Origin of the sequence: Nocardioides lacusdianchii (genome assembly GCF_020102855.1) — a bacterium.
Classification (GTDB): domain Bacteria; phylum Actinomycetota; class Actinomycetes; order Propionibacteriales; family Nocardioidaceae; genus Nocardioides; species Nocardioides lacusdianchii.
The window spans coordinates 336,815-353,544 of sequence record NZ_JADHZD010000003.1 but is presented as its reverse complement, the minus strand read 5'-3'; the positions used below and the strand labels follow the sequence as shown (position 1 = coordinate 353,544).

Below are 16,730 nucleotides of genomic sequence, written 5' to 3'. Positions count from 1 at the left end.
CATCCTTGCTGTAATGGCAAACTGGCCGCATGGACGACGAGGGAGTGCTGCGCAACGTCGGGCCCCGCCTGCGACAGCTGCGGCTGGAGCGGGAGGCGACGCTGACCGACCTCGCCGAGGAGACCGGCATCTCGGTGAGCACGCTCTCGCGGCTGGAGTCGGGGCAGCGCAAGCCCACGCTCGAGCTGCTGCTCCCGCTCGCGCGCGCCCACCGGGTCGCTCTCGACGAGCTCGTCGACGCCCCCGAGACCGGCGACCCGCGGATCCGGTCGAAGCCGGTGGTGCGGCACGGGCGCACCTTCATCTCCCTCACCCGGCGCCCGGGCGGGCTGCAGTCCTTCAAGATGGTGATGCCGGTCGACCGGGACCCGGTGCCGACGCTGCAGACCCATGAGGGCTACGAGTGGCTCTACGTCCTCAGCGGGCGCGTCCGGCTCGTCCTCGGCACGCGCGACCTGACGCTGGAGCCCGGCGAGGTCGTCGAGTTCGACACCCGCACGCCGCACTGGATCGGCAACCCCGGCCCGACGCCGGCCGAGGTGCTGGCGATCTTCGGGCCGCAGGGGGAGCGGATGCACGTCCGCTCCTGAGGACACGCCCTGGGGTGAGGTCGGTGTCGGTGCCCGGTGGCACCGTGGGTGCATGGCGATCCGCACCGGCACGACAGTGAAGTGGAAGTGGGGCTCCTCGTGGGCCGAGGGCACCGTGAAGGAGGTGCACCACGACGACGTCTCCCGCACGACCAAGGGCAACGAGGTCACCCGCCACGGCAGCGAGGACGACCCGGCGTACGTCATCGAGCAGGAGGACGGCACCACGGTCCTCAAGCTCCAGAGCGAGGTCGAGCGGGCCTGAGGGTCACGCTCCTAGGCTGGCGGGCATGACGACCCGCTGGCTCTTCGGCGACCAGCTCGGCCCGCACTTCGTCGACGACCATCGCGGCCCGCTGCTGATGGTGGAGTCGACCGGCGTCTTCCGGCGCCGGCGCTTCCACCGGGCCAAGGCGCACCTCGTGCTCAGTGCGATGCGGCACCGCGCGGCCGACTTCGGGGGCCGGCTGACCTACGTGCAGGCCGGGACCTACGCCGAGGTCGTGCGTGAGGTTCAGGAGCGAGACGAGGTCGAGGTCCTGCACCCGACGTCGTACGCCGCGCTGGGGCTGGTCGAGCGGCTCGGCGCGACCGTCCTGCCGCCGCGCGGCTTCGCCACGGCCCGGGAGGACTTCGAGCGCTGGGCCGAGGGTCGGGGCGGCAAGCGGTTGCTGATGGAGGACTTCTACCGTCGTGCCCGGCTCGCCCACGGCGTGCTGGTCGACGGTGCGGAGCCGGCCGGCGGGAGGTGGAACTTCGACCACGACAACCGCGAGCCGGCACCGAAGGGTGCGTCGACGCTCGGCGTCACCGAGCCGTGGTGGCCGACCGAGGACGACATCGACGCCGAGGTGCGCGAGGACCTCGACCGGTGGGAGCGCGACCTCGGCGTCGAGACCATCGGTCGCGACGGTCCGCGCCGGTTCGCCGCCACCCGCCGCGAGGCGCTCGCCGCGCTCGAGCACTTCGTCGAGCACCGGCTGCCCGACTTCGGCGCCCACGAGGACGCGATCCTCGAGGGCGACGACTGGATGGCGCACAGCCTCGTCAGCGCCCCGATGAACCTCGGCCTGCTCGACCCGCTCGAGGTCGTCGAGCGCGCCGAGGCGGCGTACCGGAGCGGTGCGGCGCCGATCGCCAGCGTCGAGGGCTTCGTGCGACAGGTGATCGGCTGGCGCGACTACGTCTGGCACCTCTACTGGCACCAGGGCGACGACTACCGCCGGGAGAACGCGCTGCGCGCCACCGATCCCATGCCGCAGTGGTTCGCCGAGCTGGACGGCGCCGCGACCGACGCCCGCTGCCTGTCCCACGCCCTCGACAAGGTCGCCGAGCACGGCTGGGTGCACCACATCCCGCGGCTCATGGTCCTGGGCTCGTACGCCCTCCAGCGCGGGTGGGCGCCGACGCAGGTCACCGACTGGTTCCACCGGGCCTTCGTCGATGGCTACGACTGGGTGATGGTGCCCAACGTGGTGGGCATGTCGCAGCACGCGGACGGCGGGGTGATGGCGACCAAGCCCTACACGTCCGGCGGCGCCTACATCAACACGATGTCCGACCACTGCGGCTCGTGCCGCTTCAACCCCAAGGTGCGGGTGGGCGACGACGCCTGTCCGTTCACCGCGGGCTACTGGTGGTTCCTCGACCGCCACCGCGAGACCTTCGCCGGCAACCACCGGATGGCGCGTGCGGTCAACGGCCTCGACCGGCTCAAGGACCTCGACGGGCTGCTGGCGCAGGAGGACGCCCGCGGCAACCGCGCGCCCTGAGCCGGATCGCTAGGCTCGCGCCGGAGCGGCCGATCGGGCCGCCCGCGACACGACCAAGCACTGGGGGACACATGCGCAGCGAGCTCTTCGACCAGGCCAACCAGGAGAACGCGACCGCCGAGCGGTTCAGCCTCCACCACCGCAAGACCCTGCGGGTGGTGCTCGGCGAGCCGGTGCTCGCCGCCAAGGGATCGATGGTGGCCTACCAGGGGCAGGTGAGCTTCGAGCACAAGTCGGCCGGCTCCATCGGCAAGATGATGCGCCGGCTGGTGACCTCGGAGGACACCCCGCTGATGACCGTCGCGGGACAGGGTGAGGTCTTCTTCGCCGACGCCGCCAAGGACGTCTTCCTCGTCGGCCTCGAGGGCGACGGGCTCTCGGTCAACGGCAGCGCGCTGCTGGCGATGGACGCCTCGCTCGAGTACGACGTGCACCGGGTCAAGGGCGCGGGGATGATGAGCGGCGGGATGTTCAACACCCTCGTCCAGGGCCACGGCACCGTGGCGCTCACCTGCGACGGGCAGCCGCTGATCCTCGACTGCTCGCAGACGCCCACCTTCGTCGACATCAACGCCGCGGTCTGCTGGACGGCCGGCCTGGTGCCGCAGGTGGTCAACTCGATGAACATGAAGTCGATGCTCCGCGGCGGCACCGGCGAGGCCTTCCAGTACGCCTTCCAGGGTCCCGGTTTCGTCGTGGTGCAGCCCTCCGAGGGGCCGGTCGTGCCGCCCCACAGCCACGGCTCGGCCGGCTGAGGGGCGGCGTCGACTCAGTTCCAGATGGCCGCGGCCCACTCCGGGTGGTCGATGAAGGGGTTGCGGTTGCCCTGCCACTGGGCGTGGATGCGGTCGTTGCGCCGCATCTCGAAGGTGTTGACCGGGTCGGCGGCGTTCCACGCCAGGAGCGTCTCGAGGTCGCCGATCAGGGTGGAGGACGTGCCGACCGTCGAGCTCATCTCGAGGTTGTTGAAGCCGTCGCCGCCCTCGTAGCGGATCGCCATGTAGAGCAGCATCCGCGCCACGTCGCCCTTGACCGCGTCGCGCGGCTCGAAGGAGTTGGAGTCGGTCCAGCAGTCGTTGCAGCCGGAGACCGCGGAGCCGCCGTTGTCGAAGTCCTTGTTGCCGCGGATGCTGTTGACGGTGACGTCCTCGGGACGGATGTGGTGCAGGTCGGTGCCCGGTCCGGCGCTGGTGGTGAAGCCGCCGCGCGACTGTGCCCACACGTGCTCACGGTTCCAGTTGCCGGTGCTGCCGCCGAAGCTGTTCTTGGAGATCGAGCGCCCGGTGTAGAGCTCGATGACGTTGGCGGAGTTGTTGGGGTCCTGGTCGGTGTCCTTGAGCGCGGTCCACACCGCGTCGTACGACAGCTTCGTGTGGGTGTCGATGATGTCGTGCAGCGCGGTGCGCAGGGCGGTGCCGGACTTGCCGACGGCGGGGGCGTAGTAGGTGGAGTCCCACGGGCTGGTGCCGCCGGTGGGCGGCGGCTCGGTGGTCCCGCCGCCCGCGAGCGCGAAGGCGGACGTGCTCGTCATGCCCGGGTGGGAGAAGTAGGCCGACAGCGCGCCGGTGACGTCGATCTGCTTGCCCATCAGCGACGGGTTGGTGCGCAGGCCCCACTGGGAGCGGAAGGCAGACGGGATCTGCACGTAGAGCATCGACGAGGTGCTGGTCGTCGACGCGGAGTCGGCGATCGCCAGCGCGTAGTCGTTGGGGAAGCCGGAGCGTACGACGGTGCTGGTGGCGGTCGGCTGCCCGACGACGTAGCCGCGGACGGTCTGCGTGGCGCCGGTCTGCTGCCCGATGGCCTGGCTGACGGTGATCGGCGTGGCCGCGGCCGCGGGGGCGGTCGCCGACGGCACCAGCACCGGAACCGCGAGAGACAGGGCCAGCGAGAGCGAGAGGGACAGGGCGAGGGTCAGGGAGGTGACAAGGGCGCTCGTGCGGGAGCGGCCCTTCCCGAGAAGGAGGGTCATGGCGGTGATCGTGCCGCACCACGAGGGCGGAGGGAAGAGGTCCGAGATGTCAGGGAAGTGTCCAGAAATCGTCTGCGCAACTCGTAGTGCCTGAGACACACTCGTCACTTCCCACGCTCTGGACCCAGCAGTGGTGGTGCCAGCGGTGCCGGTGGGACGCTCCGCACGCTCAGATGGACTGCGCTAGACCCCCTTACACCCTGATCACCACAGTTCTGCCAAAACGCCACGGAATGTCGCGGGACTCTTTAGGTTGAGTCTGCTTCGGTCCCCCCGGGGCACGTTTCGTCGTCGAAGTCGCTCACCAATCGCGAGGCACACATGACTCAAGATGCAGCCCAGCCCCGCAAGGGCGCGGGTCTCTCGGTCGCAGGATGGCCGCTGCGCCGCAAGATGGCGCTCGCGCTCGCCATCCCGCTGCTGCTCGCCGCCGTGCTCGGTGGGCTTCGCGTGACCGGCGACTACAGCGACTCGCGCCAGGCCGCGAGCAGTGCCCGCCAGGTCACGATCATCCAGCCGGCGATCGACTACCTGACCGCCTCCGAGGCGGCCATGGTCGCGGCGCAGACCGACAGCGCAGCCAGCCAGGGCGACCTCATCGACTCCATCAGCGACATCGCCACGTCCGCGGAGACACTGGGCCAGGCCCGCGAGGGCGCCGACCTCGACGAGCGGCAGGCCGCCCACGTCGACGCGCTGCTCGACCTCAGCCAGGCCATGCGCGGCGCCGGCGCAGAGAACCTCGGCCCCGCGACGTGGATCGCCCTCGTGCGCCAGCTCGAGTCGAGCGTCTCGCAGCTCATCACCAGCGTGAACGCCGCCCAGGAGACCCCCGAGCCCCGCCTCGAGCAGCTCTCGCAGGCCATGAGCGGCCGGCTCTCCCTCGCCCTGCAGCAGGGCCTCATCGCCACCACGCTCTCGCAGTCGAGCTCGCAGGAGCTCTTCTCGGAGATCGGCGTGGAGGCGGCCGCCATCGACCGTCTCGCCGGCTCTGTGGAGGGCGCGGACGAGCAGACCGCCCTGCTCCGTACGCAGAACACCCGCCACGCGGGCCAGATCCGCGACGACTCCGCCACCAACCTCGACGGCCGCGACGCCTACGCGCCCTACGACGAGATCACCCAGACGCTCGTGACCGGTGTGACCGAGACCCTCGACGAGGCCGCCTCGGACGCCCAGCGCAACGCCCTCGTCGGTGCGGTCCTCACGCTGATGGCCCTCGCCGCCGCCGTCCTCCTGGCCCTGTTCGTTGCCCGCAGCCTCCTCGAGCCGATCGGCAAGGTCCGTGAGGGCGCCCTCGCCGTGGCCCGCCACCGCCTGCCCGACGCCGTCGCCCGGATCCGTGCCGGCCAGGAGCCCGAGCCGATCCGGACGATCGACGTCACCACCAACGAGGAGATCGGCCAGGTCGCGCGTGCGGTCGACGACCTCCACCGCCAGGCCATCCACCTCGCCTCGGGTGAGGCCCAGCTGCGCCAGACGGTCAACGCGATGTTCGTGACGCTGTCGCGCCGCTCGACCTCGCTGGTCAACCAGCAGCTCGCGCAGATCGAGCGCCTCGAGCACGACGAGGAAGACCCCAAGCGCCTCGAGTCGCTCTTCCGCCTCGACCACCTCGCCTCGCGCATGCGCCGCACGGCCGACTCGCTGCTCATCCTGGCCGACGCACCGAACCGTGCGGCCGGGCAGTTCAGCCTCACCGTCGGCGAGGCCCTCCAGGCCGCTACCTCCGGTGTGCAGGACTACCAGCGCGTGCAGATCCTGTCGCACCTCAGCACCCGCGTCGGTGACGAGGCGGCCGCCGACGTGGTCCACCTGCTCACCGAGCTGGTCGACAACGCGCTCAGCTTCTCGCCGCCCGCCGAGCCGGTGCGCCTGGCCGCGAAGCTCGGCGAGGACGGCGTCACCATCACCATCACCGACTCCGGCCTGGGCGTGCCCCCGGCCGAGCTGGAGCAGCTCAACAGCGACCTGCGCCACGGCGCCGAGGCGACGCCCGACACCGCCCGTCGCATGGGCCTGTTCGTGGTCTCCCGTCTCGCCGAGCGCCACGGCATCACCGCCAGCCTGGCGCGCAACCCCGGTGGCGGCATGACGGCCTCCGTCGTGCTCCCGCCGTCCGTGCTGCCCGACCTGCCGCAGGCCAGCGCGCCTGCCGCCGCTCCGGCCGCCGCCGCGGCCGCCGCGCCGGTGGCCGAGTCCCTCGACACCTCCGCCGTCGCCGCGAAGACCGAGTCCAAGCGCGAGGCCCGCAACCGGGCCCGCGTGGAGAAGGCCCAGGCCAAGGCTGCCGACAAGGCCGCTGCCAAGGTGAGTGAGAAGGCCGCCGAGCCTGCTGCTGCTGCTGCCGCCGCAGCCCCCGTGGCCGCAACCGCCGCTCCCGCCACCCCGGAGCCGGCCGCCGCACCTGCCGCCGCACCGGCCGCCGCTGCGTCCGTCCCGACTCCGGACCGGCCCTCGCTCGAGAGCCTGCTGCCCCGTCGCGAGCCCGGCGCCAACATCCCGCGCACCGGCGCCGACGCCTTCCTGCCGCCGGAGACCTCCGGCGCCACGGGCCCGCTGTTCGGCAAGCGCGCCGAGCCCGCCGCGGACGCCTCCCCGGCACCGGCCGCTCCGGACACCGCGGCGGGAAGGGCCGAGAAGGTCGCCTCCGTCGTCCCGATCACCGCGCTGGCCTCGCGCCAGCGAGCACAGGCCGTCGAGGAGGCCCGCACCGAGGCCCGGGCCGCGGAGCCCACCCCGGCTCCCGAGCCCGCCGCCGAGCCCGTCGCAGCCGCCGAGGAACCGGTCGAGGAGCCCGCCCGGGCCGCCGACCCGCTCTCGGACCCGCTGTCGGACCCGCTGCCCGACGACGCCTTCGACGCCCCGCAGCAGCCCGCTGCGGAGGTGCAGGTCGAGCCGGAGCGCGAGGTGCACCCCGAGCCCGAGCAGACGGCCGTCGCCGCGACCCGACGTCCCGACGTCGAGGTCGACGCCGACGACCCGCTGGGCCTCGGCAGCTCGCAGCGCGAGACCACTCCCGAGACCGTGCCCGAGCCGGCCGCCGTCGAGCCCGAGCCCGTCGTCGCCCAGGTCGAGCCGGAGCGCGAGCCGGAGCCGGTCGTGGCCCAGGTCGAGCCCGAGCCTGAGCCCGTGCCGGTCGCCGAGGAGGCGCCCGCGCCAGAGCGCGAGCCCGCTGCGGCGGCGTACGGTGCCGACGTCCTCGGCAGCGCGTACGCCCCACTGGCCACCACCAACCTCGCGACCAACGGCCACGGCCAGAACGGCAGCAACGGTCACGCGGCCAACGGCATTGGCAACGGCAACGGCGCCACGGTGCGTGCCGGCAGCGACGCGCCCATCTTCAAGTCGATGCGCTCGGGCTGGCTCGCCAGCGAGGGCGACGGCGAGTTCCACCACACCGAGATCGACCGCGGATGGGAGATCGCGGAGAAGGCCGCGGAGGAGGCGCCGGTGGCCGAGTCCACCGTCACCGGACTGCCGCGACGTGCCCCCGGGGAGCGCCTGGTCCCCGGTAGCGTGACCCCGCCCACGGCGGCGAAGACGCGTGACCCCGAGGCGATCCGCCGCCGCCTCCAGGCACACAAGGCGGGCGTGTCCCGCGGCCGCAAGGCAGTCCAGAGTCCCTCTCAGCACACGGAAGCAGGCCCCGCATGACGCACGAATCCGCCGCCCCCGCCGTCGGCATGAACAACGCCGGTGACGACCGCGACCTCGACTGGGTGATGTCGCGCTTCGTCGAGGAGGTTCCCGACGCCGCGCACGCCATCCTCGTCTCCGCCGACGGCCTCCTGATGGCCTCGAGCACCAGCATCCCCGGTGAGCGTGCCGAGCAGGTCGCCGCCGTCTCCTCCGGGCTCGCCAGCCTCGCGGTCGGCGCCGCCCGCCTCTTCGAGGGCGGCTCGGTGATGCAGACCATCGTCGAGATGGAGATGGGCTTCCTCATGCTGATGAGCGTCGGTGACGGGTCGAACCTCACCGTCCTCACCACCGAGGAGGCCGACATCGGCCAGGTGGGCTACGAGATGGCCCTGCTGGTGGACCGCGTGGGACGTACCGTCGAGGCCCAGGCCCGCGTCGGTACGGGCGGCTGAGCAAGCCCACCGTCATGACGCCGCCACACGAGCCGGAGGACGAGGGCGCCTACCGCCCCCGCCTGATCCGCTCCTACACCATCACCGCAGGTCGGACGGCCACCAGTGTCGACCTGGCCATGGAGGCCACGTTGCGCCTCCAGGCTGGTGCGGAGGCGCCCGTCCTCTCCCCTTCTGCCGCGCAGGTCCTCGAGGTCTGCGACCGCCGATCCGTGGCCGAGGTCTCGGCCCTCACCAAGATGCCGATCGGCGTCACCCGGGTGCTGCTGGGCGACCTCATCGAGCAGGGACTCATCCGGATCCAGGCCACCATCACCGACAAGTCGTCGACAGATGAGCGTCTCGAGCTCATCGAAAGGACCCTCCGTGGACTTCGAAACTACTAAGGCACAGCGAGCGGCTGCGTCGACGAAGATCGTCATTGCTGGCGGCTTCGGCGTCGGCAAGTCGACGCTCGTCGGCGCCGTCTCGGAGATCGACCCGCTGCGCACCGAGGCACTCGTCACCAACGAATCCGAGGGCGTCGACGATCTCGCCGCCGTGCCGACGAAGGCCACGACCACCGTGGCCATGGACTTCGGTCGACTGACGCTGGCGGAGGACCTGGTCCTCTACCTCTTCGGCACGCCCGGCCAGCGGCGCTTCTGGTTCATGTGGGACGACCTGTGCCGCGGCGCCATCGGCGCCATCGTGCTGGTCGACGTGGCCCGCCTCGACGAGTCGTTCTCGCCGCTGGACTACTTCGAGTCCAAGGGCATCCCCTTCATCGTCGCCGTCAACGAGTTCGACGGCGTCCCGCGCTACCCCGCCGAGGAGATCGCCGCCGCGCTGGCCCTGCCCGCCGACGTACCGATCATCAGCCTCGACGCCCGCGACCGCGAGCAGGCCAAGGGCGCGCTCGTGAAGATCACCGAATACTCGCTCATGCGGCTTCGTGAGTCGCTCACCGTGAATGCGAACTGAACCATGACCGTCCGTCGCTCTCCCGTCCTCCGCACCGCCTCCGCGGTCCTGTCCTCCGTGGCGCTGATGGCCACGCTGGGTGCCTGCGGAGGTGCCGCCAGCGGGGAGTCGGCCGACTCCCTGACCGAGGTGTCCCTGGTCTTCGAGGGCGCGCTGACGGTGTGCACCGACATGCCCTACGCGCCCTTCGAGTACGAGGAGAAGGGCAAGCCGACCGGCTTCGACATCGACCTCATCCGCAAGGTGGCCGACTCGCTGGAGGCCGACCTCGACGTGATCGACGTGTCCTTCGACGACATCACCTCGGGCGACTCGCTCAACAACGACGTCTGCGACGTGGCCATCTCCGCGATGACCATCACCGGCGAGCGGGCGCGCGTGCTCGACTTCTCCAGCCCCTACTTCGACGCCAAGCAGGCGCTCATCACGCCCCGCGGCTCGGGCCTCGACGCGGTCGAGGAGCTGGCCGGCAAGCGCGTCGGCGTGCAGAAGGACACCACCGGCGAGACCTACCTGAGCGACTTCGCCCCCGACAGCACCCAGGTGAGGGCGTACGACGACGCGGCCGGCCTGCAGGCGGCGCTCGCTGCCGGCGAGCTCGACGCCGCGATGCTCGACAACACGGTGTCGGGGCAGTTCGTCTCCGACAACCCGCGCCTGAAGCTGGCCCGGGAGTTCGACACCGGTGAGCAGTACGGCATGGCGGTGAAGAAGGACGGCAACATCCCGCTCCTGCGTCAGATCAACAGCGTGCTCGCCGACCTGCGCCAGGACGGCAGCTACGACAAGATCTACGGCACGTACTTCGGCTGAGCCTCCTCCGGGAGCCTGCCACGAGCGGTGTCCCAGCCACCCACCTCACGTGAGGAGTGTGGCTGGGGCACCGCTCTCGTGCGTCCGGGGTCCGGGCAGTGGCGGTCGGCCTCAGGGCGCGATGGTCAGGAACAGGAACGAGGCGAAGAGGACCAGGTGCACGCCGCCCTGCAGCGGCTTGGCGCGCCCGGGCACGACGGTGAGGATCGACACCGCGGCGGTCAGCAGCAGGAGCACCGTCTGGAGCTGGTTGAGCCCGAGCTCGAGCGGGCCGTCGAGCCAGATGCTGGCGATGGCGATGGCGGGGATGGTGAGGCCGATGGAGGCCATCGCCGAGCCGAGCGCGAGGTTCAGGCTGACCTGCACCCGCTGGCGGGCAGCCGCTCGGACGGCCGCGATGGACTCGGGGGCGAGGACGAGCAGGGCGATCACCACACCGACGACCGCCTGCGGGAAGCCCAGCGCTGCGACGCCGGACTCGATGGCCGGGGACTCGATCTTGGCCAGGCCGACGACCGCGACCAGCGAGACGACGAGCAGGCCGAGGCTGGCGAGCGCGGCCCGGTCGGTGGGCGGGTCGGCGTGGCCGTCCTCGTCGAGGTCGACCGGCTCGTGCTCGAAGCCGTCGGAGGCCGCCTCGCGCTCGGCGGTCCGGTCGGCGGCCCGGTCGGACGCGGCGGCCGCGGCCTCGGCCTTGGTGGCGACCATCGGGACGTACTGACCCGGGGCGACCGGGAGGAAGAAGTCGCGGTGCCGGATGGTCTGGGTGAAGACGAACATGCCGTAGAGCGCCAGTGACGCGATCGCGGCGAAGGCCAGCTGGGCGCCGGTGAACTCCGGGCCGGGCTCGGACGTGGTGACCGCCGGCACCACCAGGCAGAGCACGGCCAGCGCGATCACGGTCGCCAGCGCGGCGCCGGTGCCCTCGGGGTTGAACACCGCGAGGTGGTGCTTGAGCGCACCCACCAGCAGCGAGATGCCGACGATGCCGTTGAGGGTGATCATCACCGCGGCGAAGACGGTGTCGCGGGCCAGGCCGGCGGCGTCCTTGTCGCTGGTGACCATCAAGGTGACGATCAGCCCGACCTCGATGATGGTGACCGCGACCGCCAGCACCAGCGAGCCGTAGGGCTCACCGACGCGGTGCGCGACGACCTCGGCGTGGTGGACGGCGGCGAGCACGGCGGCCACGAGCAGCACCGCGAGCACGCCGAGGACGATCCCCTCGGGATGGGCGAACCACGCTGGCACGAGGGCGACGATGGCCACGATCGGGGCAAGGGTCGTCCAGGAAGGGCGGCTCATGGCTCAACCCTAGGGCGCCCGCCTGAGCGCGATCCTCAGGTCTCGGGAGTCGTCAGCTTCTCCAGCCGCGCGCGCAGTAGCGGGACCCGGTGGCTGTTGCCGGCGAGGGTGACGTACTGCTCGCCGAAGATCGCGAGCAGGGCGTCGTCGAGGCGGCGTACGGCTCCGGCGGGGTAGCGGTAGCCCATCCGGCGGATCACCGCGTCGGCGTCGACGGAGGTGAGCAGGTCGGCGAGGTCGTCGATGCTGTCGATGCCGAGCTGGGTGAGGAGGTCGGCGATCCAGTCGTAGTGGTCGGTGTGCGACCAGCCGGCGTCGCTGTAGTGGCCGGCGAGGAAGGTCGCGAGGTCCTGGCCGACGATGCGGTCGGCCTCCGGCTCGGTGGTGCTGCCGGGCGCGGCGGCCTGGATGCGCTCGCGGATCGTGGCGAACTCGCGGTCGGCGAGCTCGATCAGCCCGGCGGCGAGGGTGAAGCGGCGGTCGAGGTCGGCTGCGGCGTCCTCGGGGACGTTGCCCTTGTAGCGGATGTCGTGCTCGAACTCCGCCCACGCGTGCTGCAGCACGGTGCGCACCTGGACGCTCGCGCGGTGGCCCTCGAGCACGGGGAGCTCGGCGCCGGCGCGGGTCTCGACCAGCAGGTGCCGACTGGCGTAGCCGAAGCGACCGGACCGGGCCGTCTCCTCGCCCAGGTCGCGGTCGTCGAGCATCACCAGCTCGTCGTCGAGCACCTCGGCGACGGCGGCGACGTCGCTGTGGACGTAGGTGATGACGCGGACACCGATCTGGTCGGTGATCTGGTCGAGCGGGTCGGGGTAGAGGGGGCGTCCGCCCTCGGTGCGGTTGGCCTTCGCCGCGAACGACGCCACGCTCTTCGTGCGCCCGGTGACGCTGAGGTAGTCGATGCCGGCGTCGTCGAGGAGCACCTGGATGAGGGCGACGTAGGCCTGGGTGGCGGACGCGAGCTGCGGCTGCCGCGCCGCATAGGCGCGTACGGCCTCGCGCACCGGCTCCTGCTCGCTCATGGCGCCCAGCCTGCCAGTCGGGGTGTCGCGGCGTCGACGGCGCACCCGGTCCGGCCCGGGATCCGCCCCGTCACGGCTAACGTCTGACCACCATGACTACTCGGACGCGCACGACCCAGCCCGCCCCCCGCCGCACCCGCTCCGCCGCCGGGGTGCTCCTCGCCCTCGGGCTCGTGGCCGGCCTGGCCGCCTGCGGCGACGACGCGACCGAGGACACCGCCACAGACCCGGCGCCCTCGAGCTCGCCGACCGAGGTCGAGACGACCGAGCCCGCGCCCGAGCCGAGCGAGCCGGCGCCGAGCGAGGAGCCGCCCGTTCCCGAGGCCCAGGTGGTGGAGGCGACAGGATCCGCCGGCGTGGCCGAGGCCACGGTGGTGGCCGCGACCGAGGGCGGCGGCTCCGTGTCCACGCTCGCCTTCGCGCTGGACACCGAGCAGGCCGTCGCGGACTTCGCCGTCGAGCTGCGCTCCGGCCTGGGGGAGAGCGTCTCGGCGAGCGTCGCGGACCTTGCCGCGGAGTCGCCCGACGCCACGCCCTACGGCGCCGTCGCGCACATCGGCTGCGAGGCGCCGACGAGCGTGGCGATCGAGGCCGGAGAGGCCGGCTTCGAGGTCGTCCCGGCGCTGCCGAAGAGCACCGTGCAGTGCTTGGCGCCGGTGACGTACGTCGTGCTGTTCGCCGCGCCGAACGCCTGAGCGCCCGTCAGGGAGTCGACGTGGTCGTCGGCGGGACCGGGGTCGGGGTCATGGTCGGGGTCTCGGTCGGCGGCACCGTCGGCGGCAGGATCGGGACCACCGGGGGCAGCGCTGCGTGGTAGACCACGCCGAACGCGTTGGGCACCAGGCGCTCGCCGCCGTCGGAGGGCTCGTTGACGATGCCCATCGCACCGGTGCCGGTGCGGGTGTACATCGCCGAGGAGCCGCCGCCGTCGAGGTTGATCGCGTTCTCCGCGCCGAGAGCGGCCATCAGGTCGGCGAGCTCGACCATGGTGTAGCCGCGGCTCGCGGTCGAGCGGCCGTCGACGACGAGGATGAAGAGCTTGCGCCCGTCGGCGTCGATGCCGACCGCCGTACGCGGGTGGGCGATGGTGTTGTTGATGACGGTGCGCACGCCGTTGACCAGCAGCGGCCGGTCACCGCTGATGGCGACGGTGGGACGCCCGCCCACGAAGCGCGTAGCCACCGTGATCTTCTTGCCCCTCTTCAGGGTCTTCAGCTTGGCGGCGGCCGGTCCGGTGCCGATGAGGACCTTGTCCTTCTTCCCGATCTTCATGCCGCTGGAGAGCTTCGGGCGGTTGGACACGACGCGGTTCTTGCGCAGGACGACCTCACGGGCACGGGCCTTGCCGCCGGTGACCTGGTAGCCGGGGGTGCGGTTGAACGCGTGGGTGAAGACGCCGATCTCGCCGGCCGGGATGCTGGGGTGGTTGATGCCGCTGACCGACCACCTCCGCCGCTGGCGGATCGTGTTCTGCACGGTGATCGGGCTGACGTGCGGTCCGGCAGCGTCGAACCACAGCGTCGAGTTCACACCGGGGATCCAGCCCTCGCGCGAACCGGTCAGGATGCCCGCCTCGCGGTCGACCGACGTGCCGAGTGGCGCGTTGGTCCGGCCGATGTCGAAGAAGTCGCCGTTGACGGCGGTCAGGGCCTGGCTCCAGGCGCCGAGCTGGCTGACGGTCTTGCGGCTGGTGACGAACGTCGGCGACAGCTCCTCGAAGGAGATGTCGGCCGCGTCGAGGCTGACGCTCACCAGGTTCATCCGGACCTGGCCGACCGGCTGGCGGCCGTCGACCTGGTCCCACTCGCGCAGGGTGACGCCGGGCGCGATCTCGTAGCTGACGTCGTTCTTCACCTGCGCCGAGCGTCCACGCAGGTTCGGCGGGGGACCGACGACGATGCCGGGCTTGCCGTCGGAGGTCTGGTTGCGTCCGCGGTAGCCGCCCTGCGCGCCGGAGAGGCTGCCGCGGTCCGAGGCGGCGTCGCCGGAGCCCGTGCGACTGCCCTCGTCGGCGACCGACGGTGCGACCCCGAGCCCGGCCACCAGCACGCCGGCCGTGGCGATCGTCAGGAGTCGGGTGCGGGACAGCGGCGAGGTCGACCGTGGGGTCGACGGGGAGGCAGCAGGGCGGCGCGAGAAGACGGACACGCGTTCCAGAGTAAAGGACGTCGTGGGACTCGTGGGATTGTTGGGACGAAGCGTCCCGGAGCGGCGTACGTGTGCGCCTAGGCTGCGGCTCGTGCCCGTCGCGCCCGGACCCGTCGTGTGGAACACCCTCCACGCCGCCGACAACCTCGAGGTGCTGCCGCGGCTGGAGCCCGGTTCGGTCGACGTCGTCTACACCGACCCGCCCTACAACACCGGCAACGACTTCGCCTACGCCGACCGCTTCCGCGACGGCTCCCACGCCGATCCGTACGCCGGGCGCCACGCCGCGTGGACCGCGATGATGCGCCCGCGCCTCGAGGCCGTGCGCGAGGTCCTCGCCCCGCACGGCGCGGTCTTCGTCAGCATCGACGACAACGAGGCGGCGCACCTGCGGCTGCTGATGGACGAGGTGTTCGGCGAGGCCAACTTCCTCGCCCAGATCGTCGTCAACCTCAACCCCAAGGGCCGTCAGCTCGGCCGGGGCTTCGCGACCAGCCACGAGTACGTCCTGGCGTACGCCCGCCACCTGCCCGCGTGCGTCGTCGACGGCAGCACCACCGACTCGGTCGACGAGTCGGACTTCCCGCTCAGCACCGCCGACGGGCGGCGCTTCCGTTACCTGCCGCTGCGCAACACCAACAAGAAGTTCAACCCGATCACCGCGCCGACCCTGCACTTCGCGCTGTACGGCGATCCGACGACCGGTCGCGTGGCCACCACCGAGTTCCCCGGCAGCCTGGCGCTCACCCCCGTCTTCGGCGACGGCCGGCCGGCGGTGTGGCGGTGGTCGCGACCGCGCGTCGACGAGCGCCCCGACGACCTCGAGTGCCGGGTGATCCGCGGGCGCACCGGCGAACGGGCCGACATCTTCCAGCGCGACTGGCTGCACCGCGAGGGCGGACGGCGCAAGAAGCTGCGCACCATCTGGCTCGCCGAGGAGATCGGCTCCACCGACACCGCCGTCGCCGAGCTCAAGGCCCTCGTCGGCCACGTCTTCGAGTCACCGAAGCCCACCGGGCTCGTACGCCGCATCCTCGCCACCCTGCCGAGCGACGTCGTCGTGCTCGACCCCTTCGCCGGCAGCGGCACCACCGGCCACGCCGTCGCCCTCGCCAACGCCGCCGACGGCGGCACCCGCCGCTGCATCAGCATCAACTCCACCGAGCCGACCCGACCGGGGTCCAACGCCCACGTCGCGGGCCTGGCAACCGTCGCCGACATCACCCGCGCCCGCCTCACCGCTGTCGCCGAGCAGGTCGGCGGCGGCTTCTCGGTGGTCGAGCCTTTCGGTGGTTGAGGTGCGAGCGCAGCGAGCCTCGAAACCACGTGGCGGGTTCGCAGGTTTCGAGGCTCGTCGCTGGCGCTCCTCACACCTCAACCAGCGAGGGTGTCGCCCCTCCGGTGGTTGAGGTGCGAGCGCAGCGAGCCTCGAAACCGTGTTGTCCACAGATTGCGGGAGACCATCGAACGGGCGGTGCTCCGGCAGCATCATCAGAAGATGCCCTACGTCTACATGTTGCGCTGCGCGGACGGCTCCTACTACGTCGGCAGCACCCGCAACCTCGAGCTGCGGATGTTCCAGCACGACTCGGACCGGGACGGGGCCTCCTACACGCGGTCGCGCCGCCCCGTGACACTCGTCTGGCAAGCGGAGGTGGAACACGTGGGGGAGGCGTTCAGCCTCGAGAAGCAGATCCAGGGATGGGGTCGCAAGAAGCGCGAGGCGTTGATACGCGGCGACTTCGAGGTCCTGCCTGGATTGTCGTCCCGTCGCGGCGGCAAGCCCCCTTCCGGTGGTTGAGGTGCGAGCGCAGCGAGCCTCGAAACCACGTGGCGGGTTCGCAGGTTTCGAGGCTCGTCGCTGGCGCTCCTCGCACCTCAACCAGCGATGGGTTCGAGGCTCGTCGCTGGCGCTCCTCGCACCTCAACCAGCGATGGGTTCGAGGCTCGTCGCTGGCGCTCCTCGCACCTCAACCAGCGAGGGGTTTCGAGGCTCGTCGCTGGCGCTCCTCACACCTCAACCAGCGAGGGGTTTCGAGGCTCGTCGCTGG

16 protein-coding genes are annotated in these 16,730 nt (G+C 71.7%); 12 read left to right on the top strand and 4 right to left on the bottom strand.

Annotation, left to right across the window (positions count from 1 at the left end; all coding sequences use genetic code 11):
• Positions 1-29 precede the first annotated feature (29 nt).
• The 4 genes from IRX98_RS06275 (at position 30) to IRX98_RS06260 (ending at position 3,117) form a co-directional block, all read left to right on the top strand.
• Complete coding sequence (locus IRX98_RS06275; RefSeq protein WP_224274838.1) at positions 30-590, top strand: helix-turn-helix domain-containing protein; 561 nt, start codon at positions 30-32, stop codon at positions 588-590.
• Positions 591-642: 52 nt separating this feature from the next.
• Positions 643-855 (top strand): hypervirulence associated TUDOR domain-containing protein, encoded by a 213-nt coding sequence (locus tag IRX98_RS06270; protein WP_224274836.1) that lies wholly within the window; start codon positions 643-645, stop codon positions 853-855.
• A gap of 25 nt (positions 856-880) precedes the next feature.
• Positions 881-2,362, top strand: coding sequence for a cryptochrome/photolyase family protein (locus IRX98_RS06265; protein WP_224274833.1), 1,482 nt, complete (start codon positions 881-883; stop codon positions 2,360-2,362).
• Between the two features lie 71 nt (positions 2,363-2,433).
• Positions 2,434-3,117 (top strand): AIM24 family protein, encoded by a 684-nt coding sequence (locus IRX98_RS06260; RefSeq protein ID WP_224274831.1) that lies wholly within the window; start codon positions 2,434-2,436, stop codon positions 3,115-3,117.
• A 14-nt stretch (positions 3,118-3,131) separates the two neighbouring features.
• Here the strand turns inward: IRX98_RS06260 and IRX98_RS06255 are convergent, their stop codons facing one another.
• Positions 3,132-4,334 (bottom strand): endonuclease, encoded by a 1,203-nt coding sequence (locus tag IRX98_RS06255; protein WP_224274828.1) that lies wholly within the window; start codon positions 4,332-4,334, stop codon positions 3,132-3,134.
• 321 nt (positions 4,335-4,655) lie between these two features.
• On the opposite strand from IRX98_RS06255, the gene IRX98_RS06250 reads away from it, so the two are divergent.
• Genes IRX98_RS06250 through IRX98_RS06230 form a run of 5 tightly spaced genes read left to right on the top strand, consistent with a single transcriptional unit; the run spans position 4,656 to position 10,204 of the window.
• Entirely contained in the window at positions 4,656-7,991 is a 3,336-nt protein-coding gene (locus IRX98_RS06250) for a sensor histidine kinase (protein WP_224274825.1), read from the top strand.
• Positions 7,988-8,428: a roadblock/LC7 domain-containing protein gene (locus IRX98_RS06245; protein WP_242532519.1), complete on the top strand. Its 441-nt coding sequence runs from the start codon at positions 7,988-7,990 to the stop codon at positions 8,426-8,428. Before IRX98_RS06250 ends, IRX98_RS06245 begins: the two co-directional genes overlap by 4 nt.
• Positions 8,429-8,442: 14 nt before the next feature.
• Complete coding sequence (locus IRX98_RS06240) at positions 8,443-8,814, top strand: DUF742 domain-containing protein (RefSeq protein ID WP_207082660.1); 372 nt, start codon at positions 8,443-8,445, stop codon at positions 8,812-8,814.
• Positions 8,795-9,391 (top strand): GTP-binding protein, encoded by a 597-nt coding sequence (locus IRX98_RS06235; RefSeq protein ID WP_056599054.1) that lies wholly within the window; start codon positions 8,795-8,797, stop codon positions 9,389-9,391. The genes IRX98_RS06240 and IRX98_RS06235 overlap by 20 nt, the downstream gene beginning before the upstream one ends.
• A gap of 3 nt (positions 9,392-9,394) precedes the next feature.
• The gene (locus IRX98_RS06230) at positions 9,395-10,204 is read left to right on the top strand and encodes an ABC transporter substrate-binding protein (protein ID WP_224274823.1); all 810 of its coding nucleotides are present in this window, start codon (positions 9,395-9,397) and stop codon (positions 10,202-10,204) included.
• A gap of 111 nt (positions 10,205-10,315) precedes the next feature.
• Here the strand turns inward: IRX98_RS06230 and IRX98_RS06225 are convergent, their stop codons facing one another.
• A complete protein-coding gene (locus IRX98_RS06225; RefSeq protein ID WP_224274820.1) occupies positions 10,316-11,509 on the bottom strand; it encodes a calcium:cation antiporter in 1,194 nt (397 codons plus the stop codon).
• A 35-nt stretch (positions 11,510-11,544) separates the two neighbouring features.
• Positions 11,545-12,531: a GTP pyrophosphokinase gene (locus IRX98_RS06220; protein ID WP_308044403.1), complete on the bottom strand. Its 987-nt coding sequence runs from the start codon at positions 12,529-12,531 to the stop codon at positions 11,545-11,547.
• A 92-nt stretch (positions 12,532-12,623) separates the two neighbouring features.
• Here IRX98_RS06220 and IRX98_RS06215 point away from each other — a divergent pair, with 92 nt between their 5' ends.
• Positions 12,624-13,226, top strand: a complete 603-nt coding sequence (locus IRX98_RS06215) for a hypothetical protein (RefSeq protein ID WP_224274818.1) — start codon at positions 12,624-12,626, stop codon at positions 13,224-13,226.
• Between the two features lie 7 nt (positions 13,227-13,233).
• Here IRX98_RS06215 and IRX98_RS23365 read toward each other — a convergent pair whose 3' ends face one another.
• Entirely contained in the window at positions 13,234-14,679 is a 1,446-nt protein-coding gene (locus IRX98_RS23365) for a phosphodiester glycosidase family protein (RefSeq protein ID WP_224274815.1), read from the bottom strand.
• Positions 14,680-14,770: 91 nt separating this feature from the next.
• On the opposite strand from IRX98_RS23365, the gene IRX98_RS06205 reads away from it, so the two are divergent.
• Positions 14,771-15,976: a site-specific DNA-methyltransferase gene (locus IRX98_RS06205; RefSeq protein ID WP_224274813.1), complete on the top strand. Its 1,206-nt coding sequence runs from the start codon at positions 14,771-14,773 to the stop codon at positions 15,974-15,976.
• A 201-nt stretch (positions 15,977-16,177) separates the two neighbouring features.
• Positions 16,178-16,480: a GIY-YIG nuclease family protein gene (locus tag IRX98_RS06200; RefSeq protein WP_224274810.1), complete on the top strand. Its 303-nt coding sequence runs from the start codon at positions 16,178-16,180 to the stop codon at positions 16,478-16,480.
• Positions 16,481-16,730: the final 250 nt, after the last annotated feature.

Excerpts from the sequence above, each read along its gene's own strand:
- IRX98_RS06275 (WP_224274838.1), top strand. The coding sequence starts at position 30 with ATGGACGACGAGGGAGTGCTGCGCAACGTCGGGCCCCGCCTGCGACAG.
- IRX98_RS06270 (WP_224274836.1), top strand. The coding sequence starts at position 643 with ATGGCGATCCGCACCGGCACGACAGTGAAGTGGAAGTGGGGCTCCTCG.
- IRX98_RS06265 (WP_224274833.1), top strand. The coding sequence starts at position 881 with ATGACGACCCGCTGGCTCTTCGGCGACCAGCTCGGCCCGCACTTCGTC.
- IRX98_RS06260 (WP_224274831.1), top strand. The coding sequence starts at position 2,434 with ATGCGCAGCGAGCTCTTCGACCAGGCCAACCAGGAGAACGCGACCGCC.
- IRX98_RS06255 (WP_224274828.1), bottom strand. The coding sequence starts at position 4,334 with ATGACCCTCCTTCTCGGGAAGGGCCGCTCCCGCACGAGCGCCCTTGTC.
- IRX98_RS06250 (WP_224274825.1), top strand. The coding sequence starts at position 4,656 with ATGACTCAAGATGCAGCCCAGCCCCGCAAGGGCGCGGGTCTCTCGGTC.
- IRX98_RS06245 (WP_242532519.1), top strand. The coding sequence starts at position 7,988 with ATGACGCACGAATCCGCCGCCCCCGCCGTCGGCATGAACAACGCCGGT.
- IRX98_RS06240 (WP_207082660.1), top strand. The coding sequence starts at position 8,443 with ATGACGCCGCCACACGAGCCGGAGGACGAGGGCGCCTACCGCCCCCGC.
- IRX98_RS06230 (WP_224274823.1), top strand. The coding sequence starts at position 9,395 with ATGACCGTCCGTCGCTCTCCCGTCCTCCGCACCGCCTCCGCGGTCCTG.
- IRX98_RS06225 (WP_224274820.1), bottom strand. The coding sequence starts at position 11,509 with ATGAGCCGCCCTTCCTGGACGACCCTTGCCCCGATCGTGGCCATCGTC.
- IRX98_RS06220 (WP_308044403.1), bottom strand. The coding sequence starts at position 12,531 with ATGAGCGAGCAGGAGCCGGTGCGCGAGGCCGTACGCGCCTATGCGGCG.
- IRX98_RS06215 (WP_224274818.1), top strand. The coding sequence starts at position 12,624 with ATGACTACTCGGACGCGCACGACCCAGCCCGCCCCCCGCCGCACCCGC.
- IRX98_RS06200 (WP_224274810.1), top strand. The coding sequence starts at position 16,178 with ATGCCCTACGTCTACATGTTGCGCTGCGCGGACGGCTCCTACTACGTC.